Genomic DNA, 23978 nt, shown 5'->3' with positions numbered 1-23978 from the left:
TTCTCCTACTATTTAATTAATATCGGGATCTATATCAGCTGTCCAGGAAGATTCTTGCCAGTTGGCTACTGTAATACCGTCTTTTATATCAAGTGTAACGGTGTAATTGTATGAATATCCCGGTAGGAATTGCTTGCCTACGATAGAATATGTAAATTGTGTGGGGACGTCATTTACTAATACATTCATGATAACTACTACTGGGGTAGAGCGGCAATCTGTTGGTAAGATACCTGTTTCTCCTTGTAGTATTCCTTCGGATGTGGTAATAAAATTCTTAGCTGGTACATAGATTCTATTGTATTTATCTCCTAAATTAGATGGCATATTGCTTCCTACGGTATAATTGTCTCCAGAAGTAGGATCTATTTGTATGCCGTCTATTTCAACACCTGCTTGCATGATAGATAAATTGGCTATTTTATCAGTACCTTTGATTAAGAACTTCATGCGGGAAGTTACTTGCATCAGCGGATTGAGAAGAATAACTCCTTCATTGCCTGATATATCACAAGTGGTAGATTCAGTTTGTGTCCAACTATTATTGGTAGCTATTACATATTCTCCATTCTTAATAATACATTTACCGTCCTTATAAGATGCCTTCGCCGGCGAAATAGCACTAAATGTATATCTACCCGGGGTTAAGAACAATGGAGTCTTACTTACATCTTCTTCCTTGTAATCCCCATTTTCATCAAATTGAGAACAAGGGTAAAGTGATTGAACACCACCGTCTCCGGTCTTTACAACATAACCCTGTGTTTGTGTAGTTTTACTGCTTTTTGCGAAAAGCCACAACGTACTGCCTTCTGAAAGGTTCAGAATTTTAACTCTATCCAGTGCTGAATTATTGATAGCGCGAGTGTTACTGTCAGGTGCATCTTTTCCGGACATAATGGCATACTGGCCTCCTAATTGTACCGTTACCGGCACTTTGCCTTCATTGGGTAAGCATTCTCCTTCTTCTTCGGACAGACAGGCTGTTAGTAACCCAACCGGTATGAGAAGGAGCATTAGTTGTTGTATATAATTCCTTGCTTTCATATCTCTTCTATTTGTTTTGTTCTTAATTCACATTCTTATCACGTACACAGCGTACAGAACAACCATAACCACGTCTTTCGTCATTCCACATATATAGATATCTTTGGTTTATATCACCACTGAACTTTATGCGGAAACTCCATGATTTATTCTTATTTGTATCTGCTGTGGATGTATGATAAATCGCTTCACTTCCGGCATATATCAGGGCTGCTCCTCCATCTACATGTATATATCCGCTTATCGGTAACATGAGTGTTTCTACGGGATTATCCCAATCGGTATAGTCTGTGTTGTAATTATCCTTTGTCAGTTCACTATCTTCCTTAGCGGGATAACGTGAAATAACAAGCACCGAACGATATCCCTGTGCATTGCTTCCTGTGTCACATTTATCATTGTCATTTGCTGTATCTCCTACACGTTGTATCTGCCAACGTACCCGATAAGCATTGGGCGTTCCTTGACGTTTGATAGCGTAGATTGTACCCCACGATTGCTCACTGACAGGGACTCCTACATATACTGCTTTCTCATTGTAAACATCATTCTTTTCTGTTATGCTATAAGTTCCGCTATGATTTAAGAATGTTATATCTCCCGCATTTTGACTGCTGGGAACAATTGATAAAAATTCATCTTTAGTAGGTAGCCTCCAACCTTTGGGGCAAGGCTGATTTACTGAATTATCCCAATATGTGGCACTTACGGAATGATCGGATGCCCAATCTCTACCATAATCTTCATCTTCTGATGAACTGAAGCTAAATGATTTTTTGGCATCCTTCTCTCCCGGATCCTGTGCACAGTCATCATAGCCCTGATCTTTACCAGTGCGTTGTACAACACTATAATTATTGGGAACGTATGGGAAAGGTTTAGCATTGTTTTCTTTCTTCGAACCATTACACGCGGGAACTGCTTTGGCAGGATCCTTTACATTAGGATCTAAACAACTGCCGTTCAAATAATAAGGAATACTACGTCCGAACTGGTAGTAAAATCCACGGGATGCTTCCCAGCTCTGAATACTTTTTGTTGCATCAGCACTTGTAGCTCCTAAGTTTCTATCCATCCATGTCACGCCGCCAAATGTAACCGAACTACCTATTTGTGTATCTTCGTAATCTGAATTATCGTCTATCCAATCGTATACACGTGGAATTACGGTCACTACCATGGTTGTTTGAGTCATAGTCAGTACGATGTCATACTCATAATTCGGTTTAAATTTGAATGCCTTGTATTTGGGATTTTTATTATCAGTTGTATTTTCCACATCTACTTCTTTTATACGATAGGTAGTGGTCTTTTCTTTACCATCCACTGTAGTTGTCACCTTGAGTCCTAAGGCGTGAGAATCGGTTTCGGTTCCTCTGGTAGGGAATGCCATTGCCGAAAAAATTTCTTTCTTAGCTGTTTCTTCGTTAATCACAGCTGTCCCTGTGTATACAGAATGTGTATGTGTTGAATTGTCAACTCTTGTGTCTGTCTCGCTACTGAATTCTCCGGTTTCAAGACTTAAGTCTCCTGATAAATAATCAATTAATTTGACTTCTTTCAATACAACAGTAGAACTGGCTAATTCATCATTCTTCTGTGCATATACATGAAGCTTGGATAAAGTGTGTTCGAAGTTCAACTGTAATTTTCCTGAATTTTTATAAGTTTGATTCTTTAGATTACCCGACCACATCACATCTGTTAATGCTCCGTTATCATAAGAAACATAACAGGTGGGTGCACCATTACTATTATATTTAATATTTGGTACAAGTGTTTTATCACTTAGAGTAACTGCGTAAAAATCTAAACTATGATTATTGAATTTATTGTTTCCATCAAATGAGATAGTATGGTCGGCTGTTTCAGTGCCTTCTATCGCATTTTCTTTTGGATTTTTCTGAAGGTAATTTGTGCTCCAATTACTAGCTTCGATAGCGAATAGCTGGTATTTGGTACCTGTTTCAAATTGTTCCTGGTAATCAACAGATGCGTTCGCTCTTGTATATATGCTTGGAACGCCGGAAAATCTAAAAACTCCATTCCCTTCCGCAACATTATCATCGTAAGCGGTGTCTTCCGCACATGCTGTGAATGCTAATATAGATGCAATCGCCAGCAAACCGTTTATTATGTTATTATATCTCATCATGGCTTAATTGTTGTTTTGGATGTTCTTATTAGTTGTTAGTCGGATTAATGGGTACTGTGATTAATCCTCCTGTTTTCCAAGGTGCTTTTACACCGGTTAGCGTAAATGAATCTTGAGTGAAGTTAATGACTACTTCATAAGCTTCTCCCGCTTTTGCTGTTGATACCGGAATCTGATTATTAGCTTCCAGTAGTTGTATGTTCATTTCTCCATAATCAGCCTTAATGTCATCGGTTGAACCTACCGGAGTCAGGGTTGCTTCCAGACTGAAAGAAAGCTTTCCATTGTTATGGGCTGGCATATTTAGATAACATGTACCTACGATGTATTCAGTGTCGATGTCAGTCAGATATTGATCAGGAACGTGTAACGTTAGGTTCTCCATATTTCCTTGTGTTCCGGCTGCCATATAAATGCCTTGATTGTTATATTCCCATTTATTAATGAGATATGATGTGCCGAGTGTCACTTTTACATCGTGTACATGTTTGCTGCTTTGCATCTTTTTATCACGTTTGGCGATGAAAGTGATTTTAGTTAATAGGTGCTGGAATTGAAGTGGCGATTGATTTGAAAAAGGACTACTTTTACTTCCTGTTTCAGTTTGTGAGGCTAACACGTCAACTGTTCCTGCCGAAGCTGTTGATGCCAAAGTCAGTTGCTTATAGTCATCGGATGCTGTTAAGAGATTACTTGGAGCGTAGCCTACTGCATATACAGCGTTACCGTTTGGATAAGGAATTGCTGTGTCGTAGGCATTTTCTTTGTAATTGTCAATTCCCGAGAGGTTGTCCGTTGCAGCATAAAAGTGGTAGTCTGCTCCTGTGAAGAACGCAACTTTGAAAGTGCCATTGTCATTGAGGCTAACTGTATTTTCACTGGAACGGGTGAAACTTATTTCTATATTTTCATTGCTAACGGGCAAGGAGTCGTCTTCTAGTATACTATCGCAACTGCTAACGCTGACTGCTGCCATCAGGAGCACTCCATTGATGATGTTATGTTGTCTTATTAGTTTCATAGCTGTACTCCTTTATTGATTATTTCCTGTTTCAACATCAATCGTAGTCCGTCCCTTAAGAACCCATGGTACCATGGTGGTATTGACTTCAATTGTCTTATCCGATTGCAAGGTGGTGAACGCACGAACATTGATAATGTAATAGTTGTTACGTACTATTCCTGCCTCTTTACTAAAACTTGTAGGAGAGTTGACAAATGTCTCGTAATACTGCCAACCATCTTCATAAGTGGTGAAATCATTGGGTGTGACAGTCAGGTTGTATTCACTCTTCAGGTAATTGATCCCCTTCTCTATGCTGCTGTAACACATTTCTTTAGCAAGTGCCGTTCCTTTTTTACAAGTATAGAATGTTCCATTGCCGGATAATTTCTTTTTCGCATCCTGTTCAGATAAACCGGTGATTCCGTCAATGTTCTTCGGTGTAAACTTAGCAGCTACTCTCAAATAAGTGGCAACTTTTTGAGGATCACTAAAGTCATTTGAGTATTCACCGTCTATATCTATTGTGTTTTCGAGACAATAGAGTCCTTCTGTATATGGATTATCACTTCCTTCTATTCGTTGGGCATCATGCTGTATTGCAATTTCTCCCTCTGTCACTTTCGTTGCTGCTGCAAAGAAGTTGGCGTCATAATTAGCCTGGAGTGTTGTACTCATCAGGAAGTTCGGGTCTTCATTATTTGCTTTTTGAAATGGGAAGAACTTTTTATTGGTTGTTTCCAGAATATAATGTACGTCACTCAATCTTATGTATCCGTTATCTTTGATCAAGTTGACATATCCTGTATTTTCTTTTGTAGTGCAAGTCAACAAAACCTTAGATGTGACACGTGTCAAAGTAGCTTTGATTCTTGTCATCTTATGTTCTTCTATGTTGATGATTTCACTGTTGCTGTCTTCAGTAACTGCCTGCCCGGTCATTACAAAGTTATAATTTGTAGTGACCTCTTTTATATCTTTTATTACTTGCTCCGGATTATGATCTGCAGCCGTCTTGACAGCCTTTATTTGTTCATCTGTCATGTTAGCTGCAACAAATATTTTTTTATCACCGATAGACGTATTTACAATAAAATATAAGAACTCATTTTCCAAGTCTTCTCCGGTTACAGTTTTATCTTGAATATTTGTACCATCGGTATTCATGATAAACAATGTAAGTTTGCGGCATTTACTTTCTTCTGCTGTACCGGATAATGTCTCTTCATTAATAGCCCGTGTGCCGATTTGCGGCAGGTTGATGGATAACATTAATTGGGCTTCAATTTGCGGTTGTAGATCCTTTTCTTCGATGAACTCATCTTGTGAGCATCCAGAAAAACCGGCAATTGCTATCAAGGCAACCAGAAGATTATATGTTAATTTGGAGTGTCTCATTATCTTGTTTATTTAGAGTTCGAAATCGTTAAGCTGAATAACCCATCCGTTGATTTGTATGACGGATTTAATTAGTGTCAAATTTTCGTCGACGAAGAATATCATGCTGTAACGGTCTTCTCGATCCAGATATTCTTGTAGATCCATATCTTTATAGTGCTCTTGTTTAAGCATATTCAGGTATTTAATCATATCCAGATTTTTAATCACTTGTTCTCCCGTTTCTGTATTGGTGATGTTCAGTTCCGGTTTTTTGTCTTCCATGAGTCGTCCAACGCTCAATTCTGCAATAGCTGCCGGATATTCGCTGTCTGTATCTTGGGTGAAAGCACGTGATGTAATGAATTCTTGTTCTGTGGCAAATGGTTTGTACGTCAACATATTATCCGGAAGCAATGAGTTGTCATAGTTCATGTATCCGTTTTCATCATATATGGTATACTTGAGATTCTCTTTTTTTAATACTCTGGTGACTGGCTGGTCAGGATGTTGGTTTACCTGTGCCACCACAATGCGGATGTTGTTTGTATTCTTCACTAGAGAAACTTCTGTGATGCGCTCTCTTCCGCTTCGAGTAAATGCACTTTTCTTAACTTCTCCGTGCCATAATGAAGAGAGCTCTTTTTCTACAATATATTTATCTTTTTCATCTTCCGAACGTGTCGGAATGAATTCTTCTCGTAGAGTCTTAACCTTTAGTTCGGTGATTTGAGATGTTTGTGGGTATAACACAGGCACTGCAAACGATTGGTTGTCCAATCCCGCCCATGCGATTAAATGGTATTCTCCGGGTTCAATATCTAGTTTCATGGCATAGTTTCCATCTGCTAGTATTTCGCCTTGGTCTGTTTTGAAATATACCATATTTCCATCGTCATCAAAAGCATAAAGTGTGACTGCTCTTACTTCTTGAGCGAAAGCGTCTACTTTCTCCATATTATAATCATACTTGAACTTTACCAAATATTCGATGCTGCAATCGCCTTCGTTGTAATCCAGGACAGAGTCGCAGGATGCCATTGCACCAGCCAATACTGTGAGTAACAGTATCTTGTTCGCTTCTTTTTGTATGGTGGTCAGTATTCGTTTCATTTTCTTTGTTTTTTATACTTTTGGAAAGTCTGTTTTGTTTATCTTATCGAATAAGAGAACTGGGTGGAAAGGGAAGTTGTCCCTTCCCATCCAGTTTTATTGTTGTGTGATGCAAATTATAAAATGATGTCTACCAAGTTAATTGTCCATGGAAGAACCTTAACTCTTAGTGTCAGACTTGCGGCATCCGGAGTCGGAGTCGGAGTCGGATCTCCTAATTTAGTGATGCTTGATACATTCAGTTTATATACATTGTTTCTGACAATTGTCTTATTGGCTATAGTATTTGTGTAAATATCTGCTTTGTAGTAGCATTTACCATCTTCGTACATTTTAATAGGAACTCCTGCTGCTCTGAAATCTGCCGCTTTACTATCAGCTGTTAGATGGCTTGCATCAAGCATGTTTCCGAACTTTTCGTGTAATGTAGCAAAATCTTGATATACAACATTTTCTGAAGTTACATAGAAGGTTGCAGGCTCTGCCTCATTATCCCATGTTGCAACTGCTTCGTATACAACACATGTATTATTGTCTACATTTTTGTTTTCCAAACAGTATGTGATGTTTTTAGTTGCAGCTGGGGTTTCTTCTTGAATATTACCAACGATTACTTTGGTTGCATATCCCCAAGTATCATTGGTTGCATCGTATGGTTGGAAGAAATTAGATGCTATTGGAGTTGTATTTGCCAATACATAAGTATCTTTCTGCAAATTAACGAATGAGTACTTCTTTAATGTTATATTCAATATTTTACCATTATACGTTCCCGGAGTAATGTTTGTAAATGCTTCTTTTTTTGACTGCTCCATTAGTTTGGCAGCTGCACGTTCAACGTTTACTTTGACAGTTGCTTCTTGTCCTGCTATAACTTTTGTTGTCGCTACTAAACCTCCTGCATTGCTCATTAAGAATTCACCGTCTTTAGCAACATAGTTAGTAAGACCGTCTAAAGAAGTAGTAGTGTAGTCAGCAGCACTTGCTGTCATGTTTGCATATGGTGTTGTCGGTTCTCCTTGTAGGTTTAAAATAACATAAACACTAGCTGTTCCTTCAGAAACTGGAATACCAGTTTTCAAATATAAACCTTTTTCATTAGGATCAGTGCTGGGTTTGAAATCATCATATACATAAGTATGGACGTCTCCATTAACAATTACTTTGGCAGTTTTAAAAAGTTGTTCTCCTACTAATCCGTCTTCTGTATCTCCCGCTGCGCGAGTTAATGTCGGATAAGAAATACCTAATCGTATTAAAGCGTTTTCTGTACCTTGTACTTGACCGTTATTAACGATTTCGTCATTTTCGTTGCTACAAGCTGTCATGGCAGCTACTGCCAAACCTGCTAATAATAAATTTCTAACTTTCATTTTTGTTATGAGTTTAATGTGTGATGTAATAATCATTTTTTAATTGCATGCTACATATTATTATTTATGTAGTCATGACTGATTTTTTTTCTTTTTTTTGGGGGGAAGAGTCATCTAAAGGATGAGGACCGTTTGTTTTGTAAAAAAACACCATTTTTTAATCGGAAGCCCTTATATAATATAAGGAAAAGAACTAACTTCCAGGAGGAGGATTTTTTTTGTTTGTTTCTTATAGGCAATGTTTCTTTTATTTGTTTATTACTTAATTTCTTGTTTTGTTTGTTTCGAGGAACTTTTGTTCCTTATCGACATTGCAAAGGTATGGGAGAAATACTTAATCGTTGATTGGTGTTTTTTTCAATTTTTAGGGTGAATTTTTCAATCGTTCAAATATCCTTTTTTAGGCGGGTGAATTAGTCGTCTTGTGAATGATTTATTGAGGGTAATGAATGATATACCACCTGTTCTTTTCTTTTTCCGCTGTTGTATATTGTACTCTTTTCTTCAACTTTTTTTTGTGTTGTGGGATAAATTATGCAACTATCTGGGCGGAATGGAATAAATTGCATTTCTTTCATTCTGTTTTGAATGATTTACTACTGATGTTGTGTTGCATGGTAAACTATATGATGTGGAACAGGTAGGTGATATAAAAATATGGATAATATGCCTTTTCTGCTTTAATGTGCTATTTTTAAGATTACGTAAGAATACGACCATTCTAAAAATAATGAACTGGGGAAGAAACTGCATAAATAAATGTATTCATATACGTAAATGCAAACGGTTATTGTATAAACCGATACAGAATATACATCTTTTTTTGTCTATAAAGCATTCGTTGCTTTAAAACCAATGAGATGTTCCTCGGTGTGCATCGGTTCCTTCCTCACCGGGGAAACTAGCACTACTCGGTGAGGAAGATGTAAAGAGGTTATTAAGAGCCTCTTTTTTCTCTGGTTAATCATAAATATCAGAAGTGTAAGAACTGGCAGAATGACATGCTATTCACTTTAAAGTTCTCTACTTTATAACTAAAAAGGGGAAACTATTGCACTTTGATTACTAAAGTCTATCGAACAGTAGGAATATGAATTTTCGCACTTGCCAATGCCGAAGCTTTCCTGCTCTTTTTAATAGGATGATGTGATTCAGCCCTTTCTGGATTGCTTAAATATTCTTTTTTTAAGAAGAGTCTTTTTTTAGTAAGTGACTGGATGGATGGTCTGGATATATAATTAAAACGCACTACTTTCTCAAGTAATGCGTTTTTAATTGGGGATAGATTCTAATTATAAAATCATAGGGATAAACGATGTTTATTTGTGTTTGTGATTTTGTTATTTTACGGGGTAATTTTGTTTCTTCTTTAATTCTTTCAGGTTGGTATCCGCTTGTTCTGTAAGACCGGCTGCTTTGGCTGCATTGAAATATTCTTCAGCTGTTTTCAAATCACCTTCTATCATGGCGATAATTCCTAAATTATTTAGCGTTTCTGCTGCTTTCTGGTCAGCTTTAGCCAGATGTTTTTTGGCAATTGTCATATCGCCACCTTTTTGTATCTCCATTGCTCCGGCATTGAGGTTTGCAATGGGGTCGTCCGGAAACATAGTAGCGGCTACTTGGAAAGAGTGGTTAAATTCTTCGCTTCCCGGTTCGCAACTTTCCGCGATCCGGTAGATCTCCTGCAAGCTCAATAACTGCGGACGCTTGTTGATTATCTCTTTAGACTCTTCAAGGCTAAGACCGCGTACTGTATAATTGACTGTATAATCCGAATGGCGAAGAGCCGGATAACATTCTGCTAATATATATTGGTATGTTTGCGCACCAACCAAATTGGCAATATCACGTTCTTTCTTATCCATGTCTATGCCTTTGTCGTCTATCAGGCGAAGAACTTCCTCTTTCTTCTCCATAGATGAAGCTGCAACAAACTTGCGGAAACCTTCCCAATCTTCCGGGGTGTAATCCGAAGTGATGAGTTGCTTGTCGAAGTTATAATAACTGGTTACATAATCTACAAGTGCCTGGGTACGATTCTTCGCCAAGCGGGTGTTATTAGCGTAGCTACCTTCAGGTGAAGCATAACCGTGAATCCTTATACTGGTGAGAGTGGTGTATTTGTCATTACGTACTGTATCAATCGTTGCGCGTATTTTAGCCAATTCGCTAGTGTTGCGGCGATACTCCGGATAGATAATAATTTTGTTGACCGGGAAATCCAGAAAAGCACTTCCTTCTACCGCACGGTGTTTTACGTTTTCGGCTTTAGGGGTAATATAGGCGATAGCGGGTTTTAATTTCAGTGGTAAAATGTTCAACTGGGTGATTAATTCACCACTGCTCTCTTCTAGGATGTCGCAGCAGCCGCATAAGTCAATGTTCAGCTTCATATTCGCATTGCGCATCCATGCCCTGAACGGCATTTGCACCAGATAGTTTACTTTTTGTGCCTGATGTTGTTTGCGCCGCAAGATGGTATAGGTATTTTCGGGAGTCTGATGGTTGCGTTGGCTGACGATGTCGCGCTTACGCCCGTACACTATAATAGAAGGCAATACCTGCGTCTTTCCGTCTGCCTCAAGAAATGGAGTTAATGTAGCAACTTGATTGGATGCTAACTTTAGATTTTCCTGCAGGACAATATCAAGATTGATAGTCAATACATTATTATCTTCACTACGTGTGATAGATTCTTTTTCTATACGCACTTGATCTCTGTATAGAGTCTGCGCTTTCCCGCCTAATACAGGCAGCAGGCAGAAGAGTATGCATAATATCTTTTTCATATTTGTTTTGTTTTAAAATAAATAGATTAAACTGACTGCGGCTTTTGTTGGACCTACATAATTCTTATGTCCTTCTTTGACTTTTTCACCGCATGTCTTACATTCGAATTGCTCGTACTTGACACGTGCATAGCCTACACCTATGTTTCCTTCAAGGTTCCAGTGCTTGCCCAGAATCCATTGATAACCGTAGGAGACACCCAGACCATAGAAATGCCCTTTGAAACGGTGCTCTTTCAATTCGGGCCAAATGCCCCATGGCATATCGATGGCGGCTGCTTGATAAACACCTCCGTGAAGGTGCATACCTACAAAATGACCATTGAATTTGTCACAAAACCAATACCGGAGTTCCGGTTGGAAAGCAAGCATCTTCATCATCTTCTGATCTTTGTATTTCCAGGGATTATAGTTGGCATACAAGTCCAGGGTTAATTTTTTACTTAAGCCGACTTCGGCTCCGAGATTGATAATTTTAAGCGCGTCCATTACGACATTCGTTTTAACTCCAACTACCTGGCTATATAATAAGGTAGAAGCAAACAGGGTAACGAACAAAAATAAGATTCTTTTCTTTTTCATCGCATGATGGGTTTTGTTTGTTGATGATACAAAAGTAGGCATATTATAGATAGGTGCTGATTGGCAGATTCATCTTTCTTAGCTTCATCTTCAATGGAAATTAATAAGATGGGTGGTGAATAATTCTTATATGGATGGCTAATCATTCATTGCTGATGAATGGTGTTTTCCTTGCTTGTATTGAATGATTTGCGCATGAATGGTGTTTTAATACTTGCATATCTTAATCATAAGCTTGAATAAGCTGTGTTTTATTCGTTAAAGAGTGGTAAATCATTCATTTTTCCCCTTGAAAAGTTTTTCTAGTTGAATAAAATACCTATGTTTGCAATGTACAAACAAACAAGGAAAGATAAATAAGATAACTTAAGTTTAAGATTCCCCTCCTAAGGAACATGAATAAATAAACAATTAAAAGTGTAAAAGGACCGCGAACTGATAAACAACAATTCGCAAGCAAGTTAAAAAAAACAAGTAAAATTTAGGAGGAACTAATATGAGATCAATTAAATTCTTTTTCGTATGTGTATTGGCATTAACTTTTGTAGCATGTTCTAATGCTGAAAGTGATAGTTTTGAAGATAACTCTTCAAATTTTGAATCCATGAAATCTTTGTATGGTATTGAATCTGCTGCTTATGATCAGAAAACTGATGAGGTTCCTGCTGTCACTGCAGAGGAAATGGCAAGTGTGTTAGAAGCACTTCGTCAGAATGGTAATACTGTCCGTAACTGTGAATCAGAAACAACAGAAGGATTTTATGGTGATGCTACTGATAAGAAAGCAGTGAAAATGCTTGCCGAATATCAGGCTCGCACAAGAAGTGGTGCTTTCGTTGAACAATTCGCATTGTGTGTATCATTGAATTTTAATATAGATAAAGGTACGGTATATTATGTAGGTACTACTTACTCTTCTTCAACTGACTTATTCAGTTGGCAGGGATATGGTGCTTCTTTATCAACAACTGCTGATGGTAACAGCATCTTCAATTCTACTACTTATCTTTATTTCCGTGTTAGCGACCAGGGCAATTGTGTGGTAAAGGTGCCAGTTAATTTTAAGGGTAGCTATAACTTCGCTGCTGGGCAAGGTACTTATAGCTTTACTCTGAAAGCTGCTAAATAAATATCATAAGAATTTATTGTATTTAGGTATTAGTACTATATATATATTACTAAGGAGCGTGTGTGTCATACGAATAGCTTCTTTGAGCAAAAAGAGGGACCAAACAGCAAACAATATAGTAATTGGAGATTGATTGCGTAATGAGCAAAACAGACAGAAAAAGTCTTTCTATTTCAAAAGAATAGAGGGACTTTTGTTTTATTGTGAATTATTTCTAAAAAATATTTGTTATACGATTTGGTGATAATTATTTTATATACCTTTATCGACCAATACACATGAACAAAATACTATTAAGATATGAAGGAATTCTTCTTTTTATTACTGTCACTGTTAAGTTTTCTCCCTGTATATTCAATAGACAGCCATTGGGATCTGGAACCAGTAGTAATCAAAAATGGGGTCAGTAACAATACTATTTATAATGTTTGTTATGGAAGTGATGGCTTTATATGGCTCTCTACAGATAAGGGAATTTCACGTTATGATGGATTTAGATTTCGTGATTATCCTCTCATTATGAGCATTGATTCTCTTTCTACTCCTCTACATCAGGCTGTGAAAATTCTTCGCGAAGGTCCCGACGGTTTATATTATGCTTTACTTTATCAAGGTGGAATTGCTTGTTTTGACAAAGGTAATGAAAAGTTTCTACCGGTGCGTTTTGATAAGACTTTGAAGTTGAAAGACGTTCTTGATTTTTATTGGAATGGAGGAAACCTTTATCTGACTACCTCACAAGGCTTATTTGAATCGCGTGCTGTTCGTAAGACAGAAGGAGAAAATGATTTTGTGTTATGTGTTTTAAATCCGGAACCTTTGGTAAGAGGAAAGGTAGCTCATCTTTGTAGTGACGGAAAAACAAATCTGTATTTCTCTATTAATCAAGGGAAAGTGATGCATTATGATTTGGTGACGAAAACAACTTCTTTAATCAAGGAATACAGTGTAGTAAATAGATTGTTTTTAAGACATGGTTATTTATGGATTTGCCGATTATGGGATGATATTATATGTTATGACCTTAAAACGAATGAAGAGCGTGTTATCTCAATGGAGGGGAAAGGTCAGTCTGAATTCTCAAATTCTTATGTTACGGATCTGACTTCAAAGGATAATCGGACTTTTTATCTGACAACTTGGAATGGGTTGTATAAATTACGCTTTGATAATGAAAATTTGTGTAAGAGTCCGTTTGTGTTGACTTTGCTGACGAAGAATCAGAAGGCATTTCATTCAAGTATTGAAAATAAAATGACTAGTTTGTTTTGGGATGATAAACAACAAATACTTTGGGTCGGTACATTTGGCGGCGGAGTCGTGAAATTTGATATTAGTGATAGTATGTATAGTAGGGTACGGCAAGATTTTGGCTCTCGGGTGGATGGCATAGTCGAAGATTCAAAGGGATATGTTTGGTTGACTGTTAGCGATGGGGGGATCATGAAAAGTACTACTCCTATATTTTCGTTGGATACACATTTTGAACCTTGGAAGAAAGCGTTAGACTTTTCCGGACGCTTTCATATATATAAAGGTAAGAACGGGAATATTTGGTTGGGAAGTAATCGGGGAGAGATTGTTATCATCAATCCATTAACAAATGATGTAGAGTCTTTTTATCTGCAAAACAATAAAGGTGAGAGGATACAGACTGTTATTCATAGGCTCTGTCTGGACTCATGGAATCGTTTGTGGGTAGGTACTTCAAATGGATTGATACAAGTTGAACCTAAAACTCACGAATGCAAGAGTATTAAATTACCAGAAGAAATAAAAAATGTATTTGCAATAGCAGAGGATAAAGAAGGTAATGTATGGATTGGAACGGATAAAGGTCTAAAGAGACTTGAAACGGACGGGGTGCAAATTCGGGTGGAAGGAAACTTTGAAAAGGAAAACGGGTTGGAAGAGACTGCTGTACGAACTATTTACGTAAATAACTATAATCAGATTTATGCAGCTTATTTGAATGTCGTTGTCCGTATTGATGGAAGAGAGAAGGATAAGATAGAAGCTATATATACTTTGCAAAACGGATTGACTAATGGACATGTGGGCTGTATGGTTGATGATCGTATTGGTAATACCTGGGCAGGAAATAATGTCGGAGTGATGACAATTAGAAATGGGCAGGAAGCTTTCTATAATTATCTTTCGGTAGGAAATTGCAGTGCGGTATGTCGTTTGAATGATGGACGACTGCTTTGGGCAAATTCCTGGGGATTAATTTTCTTTGATCCTTTTGCAACGAAAACCGATTGTGAAAAAATACGGTTGATGTTGACAGATGTAGAAGTGGGGGGCGAAACAATTCTGGCAGGAGAGAAACGAAATGGGCAGGTGGTTCTTTCGGGGGCACCGGAACAACAGAAGGAACTTGTATTCGATTTTGCTAATAATGATTTTCATTTGTTTTTTTCTGATTTACGTTATGGGATGGCAGAACGTAAGATTGCTTATCGGCTACTTCCGTCAGATAAAGATTGGAGGATGGTGCCCCTTTCGGAAGGGTTATGGTTCAATGGGCTGTCTGCCGGGAAATATACTTTGCAGACAAAACTAGTCTTTCCGGATGGCAAGGAAGGGAATGTGAATGAGATTCTTGTTGTTGTAAAAGATAAATGGTTTCAAACAGTGTGGGCTTATATAGCTTATGTATTGTTACTTGTTGCATCCTTTTATATTTTCTATACTTATTTCAGGAAGAAAGAACATCGCAAGCAGATACATCGTGACCGGGAACTGGTATTAAAGGAGAATCTAAATTTGGAAAAGATAAAACAGGCTCAAAAGAAAGAGATAGAAGTTTTGCGGAATCGTTTGCTTATGCTGTTTGTACAGGAATTGCGTACTCCTCTTTCATTGATTATTGCTCCGTTGAAAGAATTACAGAAAGATAATTCCCAAATATCGAATCTCTCTTTACAGGTGGCATACCGGAATTCGCTTCGCATGCTCGACGCTTGCGATCAGTTACTAGCTATATATGGTCAGGGGAATTTGGAGACGAAATTGGAGGTAGCTCCTTATTCCGTAGAAAAGATGATTGATAGCAATGTTTTTGGGATTCGTGGTTTGCTGAAAGTATATCCGATTGATTTTCGTTGCGAGAAAAGGATTAAGAAAGATTTGGAGTTCTATGTAAATAAAAAGAAAATAGAATTTATTATTCATAATCTGTTGACAAATGCTTTCACTCATACACATTATGCGGGGACAGTTTCTTTTTCTGTTTGTGAGATAATGGAAAATAATTCGCATTATGTTAGTTTGACGGTAGAAGATAATGGAAAGAGGAAGGTGAGAACTGCCGAACAACTAATGAGTGAGAGTGAGGTTTTGGAGAATGATTTGTCTGCTGCACAGCTAGGATTTACTATTATGCAACAGATGATTGAAGCACATCGGGGAACAATTTTATTAGAAAGTACTGAAGGAAAAGGTACGAAGGTCACAGTGAATCTTCCGATAGATAGAGCTGTTTTGGAAAATGAACCGAACATATTGTTTATTGATCCGGAAGAACTGCCAGAACTGGAATCGGAAGTATCAGAACAATCTCAATCAGAGCTGAAAGTAAATGATAATGTAGTAAAACAGGAGCCAACACTTTTTACTGAAGTATTACCTCTTAAAGAATTAGTACAACCTGATACGAATGTTACTAAAAAGACAGTACTGATTGTAGAGGATCATAAAGATATTCGTCTTTATCTGAAAGTCTTATTCGGCAATGAATATAATTTGTTAATGGCGACTAACGGTCAGGAAGGGGTTGATATGGCGATGAAGGAGTTGCCGGATTTGATTATCTGTGATGTCATGATGCCGATCAAGGACGGATTTGAATGTTGCCGTGAAGTGAAGGAATGTCCGGATACTTGTAGTATTCCTTTTATTATGCTAACAGCAAAAGTAGAGGATGACGATATAATTCATGGTTTGGAGTTGGGAGCGGATGATTATGTATTGAAACCTTTTACTCCCGGAATTCTGAAGGCGAAGGTTAGCAATTTGATAAATGGTCGTCAGGCACTGAAACAGATGTATACTAAGTTGTTTAAATTGCCTGGAACAGATATTGTTAATGTGGATGAAACAGAGCAGTCGGGAGAGGAAGTAAAGCCGGAAGATCCGTTTATCACTTCTGTAATAAAAATTGTGGAGGAAAATATTTGTGAGGCTGACTTTAGTGTGAAGAAACTGGCGTCGGAATTGAATATGAGTCAACCTACGCTGTATCGAAAAGTAAAGCAGAGCACTGATTATACCATTATTGAGCTTATTAGAGGAGTACGTATGCGTCGGGCAGGTGTATTGTTGAAAACGAAACAATATGGTGTACAGGAAGTAGCTGAAATGGTGGGGTATAATGATATTCCGACTTTCCGCAAACATTTTGTAGATGCATTTGGCACGACTCCTTCTACGTATGAATGAAAAAATGACTACTTTTGCAGTCGAAAACCCTAAAAAGAGGAATTAGCGTGCAAAGGTATTTTATTTATTTGGCTTATGACGGAACCAACTATCACGGTTGGCAGATTCAACCGAATGGGATTAGTGTGCAGGAATGTCTGATGAAAGCATTGTCTACCTTTCTGCGTCGCGAAATTGAAGTAATAGGGGCAGGCCGGACAGATGCCGGGGTACATGCTTCCCTGATGGTTGCTCATTTTGACTTCGATGAGCCGTTGGATGAAATATCAGTTGCCGATAAATTAAACCGTTTGTTACCTCCCGATATTTCCATTTATCGTGTTTGCCGGGTCCGGCCGGATGCGCATGCCCGTTTTGATGCGACTGCGCGAACTTACAAGTATTATGTAACGACATCGAAATATCCTTTTAACCGGCAATATCGTTGGCGAGTTTATAATCAATTGGATTATGCACTCATGAATGAAGCTGCACGTACCCTTTTCGAGTACACTGACTTTACGAGCTTCAGCAAACTTCATACGGATGTAAAGACCAATATCTGCCATATCACTCATGCCGAATGGACCCAGGAAGATGATGCTACGTGGGTGTTTACCATCCGTGCCGACCGTTTCCTGCGAAATATGGTGCGAGCTATCGTAGGTACGCTGATTGAAGTGGGACGGGGGAAACTTACTATCGAAGGCTTCCGGCGGGTTATCGAACAACAAGACCGTTGCAAAGCCGGAACATCTGCTCCGGGGCAAGCCCTGTTTCTGGTAAATGTGGAATATCCCGAAAGTATATTTGAATAATAAATAATAAATATTCTCATGTGGTTATTATTAGCATTTCTCTCGGCTACTTTGCTGGGCTTTTATGATGTATTCAAGAAGAAATCGTTGAAAGATAATGCGGTACTTCCCGTTTTGTTTCTAAATACATTTTTTTCCAGTCTCATCTTTCTGCCGTTTATCCTGATATCCGTATATAAACCGGACCTGTTGGGAGGAACGATATTTGATGTTCCCGTTGTTGGCTGGGAACAGCATAAATATATCATCATCAAGTCGTTCATCGTGTTGTCTTCGTGGATATTCGGATATTTCGGAATGAAACATCTGCCTTTAACCATAGTAGGACCTATCAACGCCACTCGTCCGGTGATGGTGCTCGTGGGAGCGATGCTGGTATTTGGCGAACGGTTGAATCTCTATCAATGGATCGGGGTAATGCTGGCCATTGTTTCTTTCTTTATGTTAAGTCGTTCGGGGAAGAAAGAAGGAATTGATTTTAAACATAACAAATGGATATTCTTTATTGTGTTGGCTGCCATTACAGGTGCTATCAGCGGATTGTATGACAAGTATCTGATGAAGTCTCTGAATCCGATGCTGGTACAATCCTGGTATAATGTTTATCAGGTGTTTATTATGTGTCCTATTCTATTATTGCTTTGGTGGCCTAAAAGAAAGTCTACCACCCCGTTTCGCTGGGACTGGACGATTATCCTGATTTCTATCTTCCTTTCGGCTGCCGATTTCGTTTACTTTTACGCATTGAGCTATGACGATTCCATGATTTCCATCGTTTCGATGGTCCGTCGGGGAAGTGTAGTAGTCTCTTTCACTTTCGGTGCGCTTCTCTTCCGTGAAAAGAATTTAAAAAGCAAAGCGATTGACCTTATACTGGTGTTAATCGGAATGATATTCTTATATTTGGGGTCTAAAAATTAAAACAGTTACACAAAATCTGTTTGTCGCAGGTTAAATAAGATAGATATGAAAATAAATAAACTTGTAATCACTATATTCTTTTCTGCTGTCGGACTCTTTGCTTCGACCGCTCTTTGGGCACAAGAAGCCAAAACGCTGTTTGTGAATATGCCGGATTCTCTAAGCCCGTTACTAACCAAAGTAAACCGGGAAGATTGTATTGACTTTCTGGAAAGTAAGATGAAAGCGCAAGTAGAGAATCGTTTCGGCAAGAAGTCGGAGATGACTGATCTAAGTAAAGATTATATCCGTATGCAGATGTCTTCTCAATCTACCTGGCAGATGAAAGTGTTGGCTTTGAATGACTCGACGAACGTGATCTGTACAGTCTCTACAGCTTGTGCACCTGCCTGCGACAGCAGCATCCGTTTCTATACAGATGACTGGAAACCGCTTACAGCATCTCTCTTTATTACCCTGCCTGTGATGGGCGACTTTTTGAATACGCCGGATTCAGCAGGCGTGTATGAGTTTGACGAAGCACGCCGTTCGGCAGATATATTATTGATGAAAGCCGATTTTAATAAAGAAAATACAGAATTGACTGTTACATTGGCTACTCCTGATTATATGTCAACAGAAACGGCAGAGAAACTGAAACCGTTTCTCCGCCGTCCGATTGTTTATCATTGGAAGAATGGAGCCTTTACCAAATAGATAATTCTCCATTCTCTTTTTTTCCTCTATTCTCAACTCTTTAAGCATTCGTTGATGAATGCGATCATTTCCGGTGTGTTGGCTTCCACACTTTGAAGCAGTTTGAATTGTGCTTTAGTACGAACTAAATTATGCTCCGGATATTTGATTTTATAATAAGTATCTCCATTGATATAGTCTGCCAAGAACCGTACACACTGCATGTATGGGAATAAAGCGGCTGCATAAGGAAGATTCTCAATCTCAATTGGAGTCAGGAATGATTTGGCTCCTTTCAGATAGCCTTTGGTAAACGCTTTGAATATTTCCATATTGAAGTTTACACGATCAAGGTCTTTATCGTCCTCATCACCCGTGTTGGCACCTGTACGAAGGAAATCGCCATAATCGGAGAAGACAAAGCTGGGCATTACCGTATCCAGGTCGATGACACAAAGCACTTTGCCATCCTCGTCGAACATCATGTTATTCACTTTCGTATCGCAGTGGCAAACACGTTTGGGGAGTTTTCCTTCACGATATAAACGTTCGGCTTTACACATTTCATCTGCACGCTTCTCTATTTCGTCCAGATAGTATTTCACTTCCGATACCCGTCCGGCAGCATCTTTCGCAACGGCTTCACGTAGTTGTTTGAGGCGGAACTCCATATTGTGGAAATCAGGTATGGTTTCACCCAATGTTTCCGGAATATCGGCCAACATAGCCTGGAAGTTACCAAAAGCTTCTCCAGCATAATTTGAATATTCGGGATTCACTGTCTCATACGTTTTGGCGCGTGGGATGAATACCATCACACGCCAGTAGCTATCACCGTCGAACCAATATGCTTTACCCTCTTCTGTTTCGAGGAAACTCAAAACCTTGCGCTCTATATCCGATTCTCCTGCCTCCGTTAGTTTCTTGCGAATATGATTGGTGACAGCGGTAATATTGGATTGAAGCATCTCTACATTCTGAAAAATGGCATGATTGATGCGTTGCAGAACGTAGTCGGGAGCATCTGCTTCTTTGGTGTTTACTTTGTAAGTGTCGTTAATAAGTCCTGTACCCAAAGGTTTGATTTCTTCTATCGTACCTTGGACTTTAAATTTAGCTACAATGCTAGATAAATCTTTCATGGGTTTTTTCTTTAAAAATTTATACTAAGGTTATCGATAATCGTATTTAGCCGCTTCGTTGGCCTGATTAGCCGAGCGAACAGGTACTAATGTGAAGCCCCAATGGTAATCACGATTAGCCGGGATTTGGTGGAAAGGTTCCGGGCGTGCACCCCAACTGTCATATCCGCCTACACCTTGTTGCTTCATGTCCACACAAACCTCTACGAATTCTCTCGGAACGATGTCATTAACATGATGCATTCTCCGCAATACATTACGGGCGGCATTCTCATCATGATTGGCTACTTCTTCCGGGCTAAAGTTATTCCATTGGTAAGGGTGGGGCAGAGCCTCTTCAGAGTCAAAGTCTTCGATAGAGTTGCGCAAGGCATTGAAACCGATCGTACTGTCGGCTACCAAAACCAGGCCGTTTCCTTTGGCGGGAGATAAAGCGATCCAACGGGTATCGGTGTGATGTCCGTTTTCCTGTGGACGTACATAGTTGAAGTACATTTTATCTGCTGTTGTCTTATATACGCCAACGAGGGTTCCATGATTACGGTCGATATAGTTCTCTTCCGGACCACGGCCAAAGTATTGTACGTTATTCATCTGTGCCGGCAAGCGGAAACGAACACCGATACGGGGAACTTCCAGTTTGGAAGCGGCCTTGCGGGCAGCGTCACTTCCGGGAGTAAACGTAGCCATGCGGGTAGCTTCGGAAACTTCAGTTTCTGTTGCCTGCATATCTGTTGACGTGAATTTGGCATTTACATTGACTACTCCGTTTGGATAGATTTTGTATGTGACAACATACAAGTTGCCGGCAGCCAATAAGTAGGTCACATTTAAGGAAACTACCTTATTCTCTGTTGTCATGGTTGCATCCGTTACGTGGAAGTTTTTGCTTGATTGCTTCCATACCTGTAAACGTTTAGGAGCGCCATTACCATAATCATTATCATTAGGAGCACGCCAGAAGTTAGGCTGAATACCAAATCCGTCTTTGAAATATTCTGTGCCGTCCACTTTATACGAGGTAACTAATCCGCTATTCTTGTTGAATACAAAATTCACTTTGGAAGAAGAAACGATTAGCTCATCTCCTTGAGTCGTTGTTTTCAGTGCCGGACCGTTTGCTTTATAAATAGCTTTCTCTGCCTGGATAGGAAGCTGGAACTGGTCGTATGCTATTTCATATCCTGTTGGAATCAACGGTTCAGGTTCTGTGGTTGTCACGCTGAAGTTTACAAAATATTCCACTCCCGGTTGGGCTTTCAAGCCGTTTACCGGTACGGTGAATTCTTTGGATGCCTGCGGAGCAATATCCAAAGATACTTTTCCACCTTTTATAGTCTTTCCGTTAGCGAGTACGTTATAGTGAATCTGATACTTTTTCAGATTGGTGAAATAGAAACGGTTGGTGATTTTGAATATACCGGCAGCGGCATCTACTGCCTCAAAGCCTACATTCTGATGTACATATTTCACTTCAGCCATTGCCGGATGCGGACCACGATCCGGATTGACAAGACCGTTGCAGAGGAAGTTGCCATCGCTCGGCGCATCTACACCGAAGTCACCTCCGTAAGCCCAGTATTCTCTTCCATTCTCATCTTTCTGGAGAAGACCTTGGTCTACCCAGTCCCAGATATATCCACCCTGGAGGTTCGGATATTTGTAAATCGCCTGCCATTGTCCCCACAGGTTTCCGGTGGAGTTTCCCATTGCGTGTGCATATTCGGAAGGAGCTACAGGACGGTCGCTGCCGTTCTTTCCTGTATTTTCCAGCCAGTCGGCACCCGGATATTGCGGAACATACATATCGGAGTTCCATTCCCATTGAGCACGCTCATAGTTGACAGGGCGATTCATCAGCTCTTTGTCAGCCTCTTTCAGCCACAAGTAAGTCTGATAGAAATTATATCCGTTTCCAGCTTCATTTCCCAACGACCAGAAGGTGACGCTCGGATAGTTCTTGTTGCGTTCGAACATATTGATGGTACGGTCCATGTGTGGTTTCAGCCATTCGGGGTTGTTACCCAATGAACCGCCCTTCCGAAGATCGTAATACATTCCGTGGCTTTCGACATTGGCTTCATCATATACATAAAGACCGTATTCATCGCAAAGTTCGTAGAAACGGCGGTCTTGCGGATAGTGGCAAAGGCGTACGCTGTTCAGGTTATGTTGCTTCATAAGCTCGAAGTCACGACGCATCAACTCTTCTGTTACATAATGACCTGTTGACGGGTTGTGCTCGTGAATATTTACCCCTTTCAGTTTCAGTGGCTGACCATTAATGAACAGGCAAACGTATGGTTTTCCGTTAGCAGCTTTTTGTTCGATAGGTTTGATTTCAATACGGCGGAATCCTACATTAAAAGGAATAATCTCATTTATTTTGCCATTCTCTTTGACGGTCATCAGCAGTTTGTACAGATTCGGATGTTCGGATGTCCATGTATTGACATCTGCCAGCTTCTGATCGAAAGAAAGTGTACGTACTTCGTCCGATGGGATATAGGCGGTCTTCTCTTCAGTAGAGATTACTTTTCCCTGTGCATCCAATAGCTCATAAACTAATGTGAGATTAGTTGCTGCCTTCTCGTGATTTCTCAAATCGACATTCAAGCTGAAGATTCCATTCTTGTAGCTGTCATCCAGGGTAGACTTCACCCGGAAATCTTTGAGGGCTGCTTTAGGTTGTGAATATAGATAAACATCGCGTTCAATACCGCTCATGCGCCAGAAGTCCTGACATTCCAGATAGGAACCAGTGCTCCAACGGAAGATTTTAACGGTAAGCACGTTTTTGCCGGGCTTCACATAGTTGTTAATAAGAAACTCTGCCGGATTTTTGGAGTCTTCGCTATATCCAACTTCTTGCCCGTTGATATATACATATACGCCGGACTTGGCTCCTGCCAGATGCAGGTAGATGTCCCGTCCGTCCCAATCTGTCGGAATATCGATATCCCGACGGTAAACTCCCACCGGATTCGCTTCGGGAAGAGTCGGAGGTTGCGGATTGCGTGGCTTGAATTCATAACCATGATTGGTGTAGATGGCTATTCCGTGTCCTTGTACTTCCCAGTTACCAGGTACCTGAATATCATTCCACGAATCTGTATTCGTATTCGGGTCAGTAATGTTATCGGGAAGCTTTTTGTAAGAGTCTACAAAGTAGAATTTCCAGGTTCCGTTCAGCAAGCGGTAATACTTGCTTCGTTCGAACTTGCCACTCAAGGCATCAGCGCGATTGTTGTATGTCATAAAAGAAGTGCGTGGATACTCTTTGTTGACTTCAACTACCTGCACATCCTGCCAATAGGGTTTCACGGCTTTTTCAGCCATTACATTAAATGTTGTCAGGGAAAATATTCCCATGAAAATGCCTGTTAATAAATTGGGGGTTGGTCGAAATTTCATGTTTCTCAATATTGG

General features: G+C 39.5%; 15 protein-coding genes. 5 read left to right on the top strand and 10 right to left on the bottom strand.

Features of this window, described 5'->3' with window-relative positions:
- Nucleotides 1-12: 12 nt before the first annotated feature.
- From DW173_RS03310 to DW173_RS03275, 8 genes are all read right to left on the bottom strand, one after another.
- A complete protein-coding gene (locus DW173_RS03310; protein ID WP_120143714.1) occupies nucleotides 13-1047 on the bottom strand; it encodes a BF2992 family fimbrillin-A clan protein in 1035 nt (344 codons plus the stop codon).
- A 22-nt stretch (nucleotides 1048-1069) separates the two neighbouring features.
- Nucleotides 1070-3202 (bottom strand): fimbrillin family protein, encoded by a 2133-nt coding sequence (locus tag DW173_RS03305; protein ID WP_233562088.1) that lies wholly within the window; start codon nucleotides 3200-3202, stop codon nucleotides 1070-1072.
- Nucleotides 3203-3230: 28 nt separating this feature from the next.
- The gene (locus tag DW173_RS03300; RefSeq protein WP_120143713.1) at nucleotides 3231-4223 is read right to left on the bottom strand and encodes a fimbrillin family protein; all 993 of its coding nucleotides are present in this window, start codon (nucleotides 4221-4223) and stop codon (nucleotides 3231-3233) included.
- Nucleotides 4224-4235: 12 nt separating this feature from the next.
- Nucleotides 4236-5603: an Mfa1 family fimbria major subunit gene (locus tag DW173_RS03295; protein WP_199722812.1), complete on the bottom strand. Its 1368-nt coding sequence runs from the start codon at nucleotides 5601-5603 to the stop codon at nucleotides 4236-4238.
- A gap of 12 nt (nucleotides 5604-5615) precedes the next feature.
- On the bottom strand, nucleotides 5616-6695 hold the full coding sequence (locus DW173_RS03290; RefSeq protein ID WP_120143711.1) for a FimB/Mfa2 family fimbrial subunit: 1080 nt from the start codon (nucleotides 6693-6695) through the stop codon (nucleotides 5616-5618).
- A 116-nt stretch (nucleotides 6696-6811) separates the two neighbouring features.
- Nucleotides 6812-8068, bottom strand: a complete 1257-nt coding sequence (locus DW173_RS03285; RefSeq protein WP_120143768.1) for an Mfa1 family fimbria major subunit — start codon at nucleotides 8066-8068, stop codon at nucleotides 6812-6814.
- A 1340-nt stretch (nucleotides 8069-9408) separates the two neighbouring features.
- Nucleotides 9409-10860, bottom strand: a complete 1452-nt coding sequence (locus DW173_RS03280; protein ID WP_120143709.1) for a DUF3868 domain-containing protein — start codon at nucleotides 10858-10860, stop codon at nucleotides 9409-9411.
- 12 nt (nucleotides 10861-10872) lie between these two features.
- Nucleotides 10873-11442, bottom strand: coding sequence for a DUF3575 domain-containing protein (locus tag DW173_RS03275; protein ID WP_120143766.1), 570 nt, complete (start codon nucleotides 11440-11442; stop codon nucleotides 10873-10875).
- Between the two features lie 496 nt (nucleotides 11443-11938).
- Between DW173_RS03275 and DW173_RS03270 the strand changes: the two genes are divergently transcribed.
- From DW173_RS03270 to DW173_RS03250, 5 genes are all read left to right on the top strand, one after another.
- A complete protein-coding gene (locus DW173_RS03270; RefSeq protein WP_120143708.1) occupies nucleotides 11939-12571 on the top strand; it encodes a DUF5033 domain-containing protein in 633 nt (210 codons plus the stop codon).
- A 300-nt stretch (nucleotides 12572-12871) separates the two neighbouring features.
- On the top strand, nucleotides 12872-17014 hold the full coding sequence (locus DW173_RS03265) for a response regulator (RefSeq protein WP_120143706.1): 4143 nt from the start codon (nucleotides 12872-12874) through the stop codon (nucleotides 17012-17014).
- A 47-nt stretch (nucleotides 17015-17061) separates the two neighbouring features.
- Nucleotides 17062-17811 carry a tRNA pseudouridine(38-40) synthase TruA gene (gene truA / locus DW173_RS03260; protein ID WP_120143704.1) on the top strand — a complete coding sequence of 250 codons (750 nt, stop codon included), beginning with the start codon at nucleotides 17062-17064 and terminating at the stop codon, nucleotides 17809-17811.
- Nucleotides 17812-17829: 18 nt separating this feature from the next.
- Nucleotides 17830-18732, top strand: coding sequence for a DMT family transporter (locus tag DW173_RS03255; protein WP_120143703.1), 903 nt, complete (start codon nucleotides 17830-17832; stop codon nucleotides 18730-18732).
- 45 nt (nucleotides 18733-18777) lie between these two features.
- Nucleotides 18778-19428 carry a DUF3256 family protein gene (locus tag DW173_RS03250; protein WP_120143701.1) on the top strand — a complete coding sequence of 217 codons (651 nt, stop codon included), beginning with the start codon at nucleotides 18778-18780 and terminating at the stop codon, nucleotides 19426-19428.
- Nucleotides 19429-19460: 32 nt separating this feature from the next.
- Here DW173_RS03250 and DW173_RS03245 read toward each other — a convergent pair whose 3' ends face one another.
- Both DW173_RS03245 and DW173_RS03240 read right to left on the bottom strand, forming a co-directional pair.
- Nucleotides 19461-20549 (bottom strand): phosphotransferase enzyme family protein, encoded by a 1089-nt coding sequence (locus DW173_RS03245; protein ID WP_120143699.1) that lies wholly within the window; start codon nucleotides 20547-20549, stop codon nucleotides 19461-19463.
- A gap of 30 nt (nucleotides 20550-20579) precedes the next feature.
- Nucleotides 20580-23921, bottom strand: a complete 3342-nt coding sequence (locus DW173_RS03240) for a glycoside hydrolase family 2 TIM barrel-domain containing protein (protein ID WP_199722811.1) — start codon at nucleotides 23919-23921, stop codon at nucleotides 20580-20582.
- Between the last annotated feature and the right edge of the window lie 57 nt (nucleotides 23922-23978).

This window comes from Bacteroides sp. AM16-13 (assembly GCF_003602705.1).
GTDB classification, from domain to species: Bacteria; Bacteroidota; Bacteroidia; order Bacteroidales; family Bacteroidaceae; genus Bacteroides; species Bacteroides xylanisolvens.
This window is presented reverse-complemented; position numbering and strand designations above follow the sequence as displayed.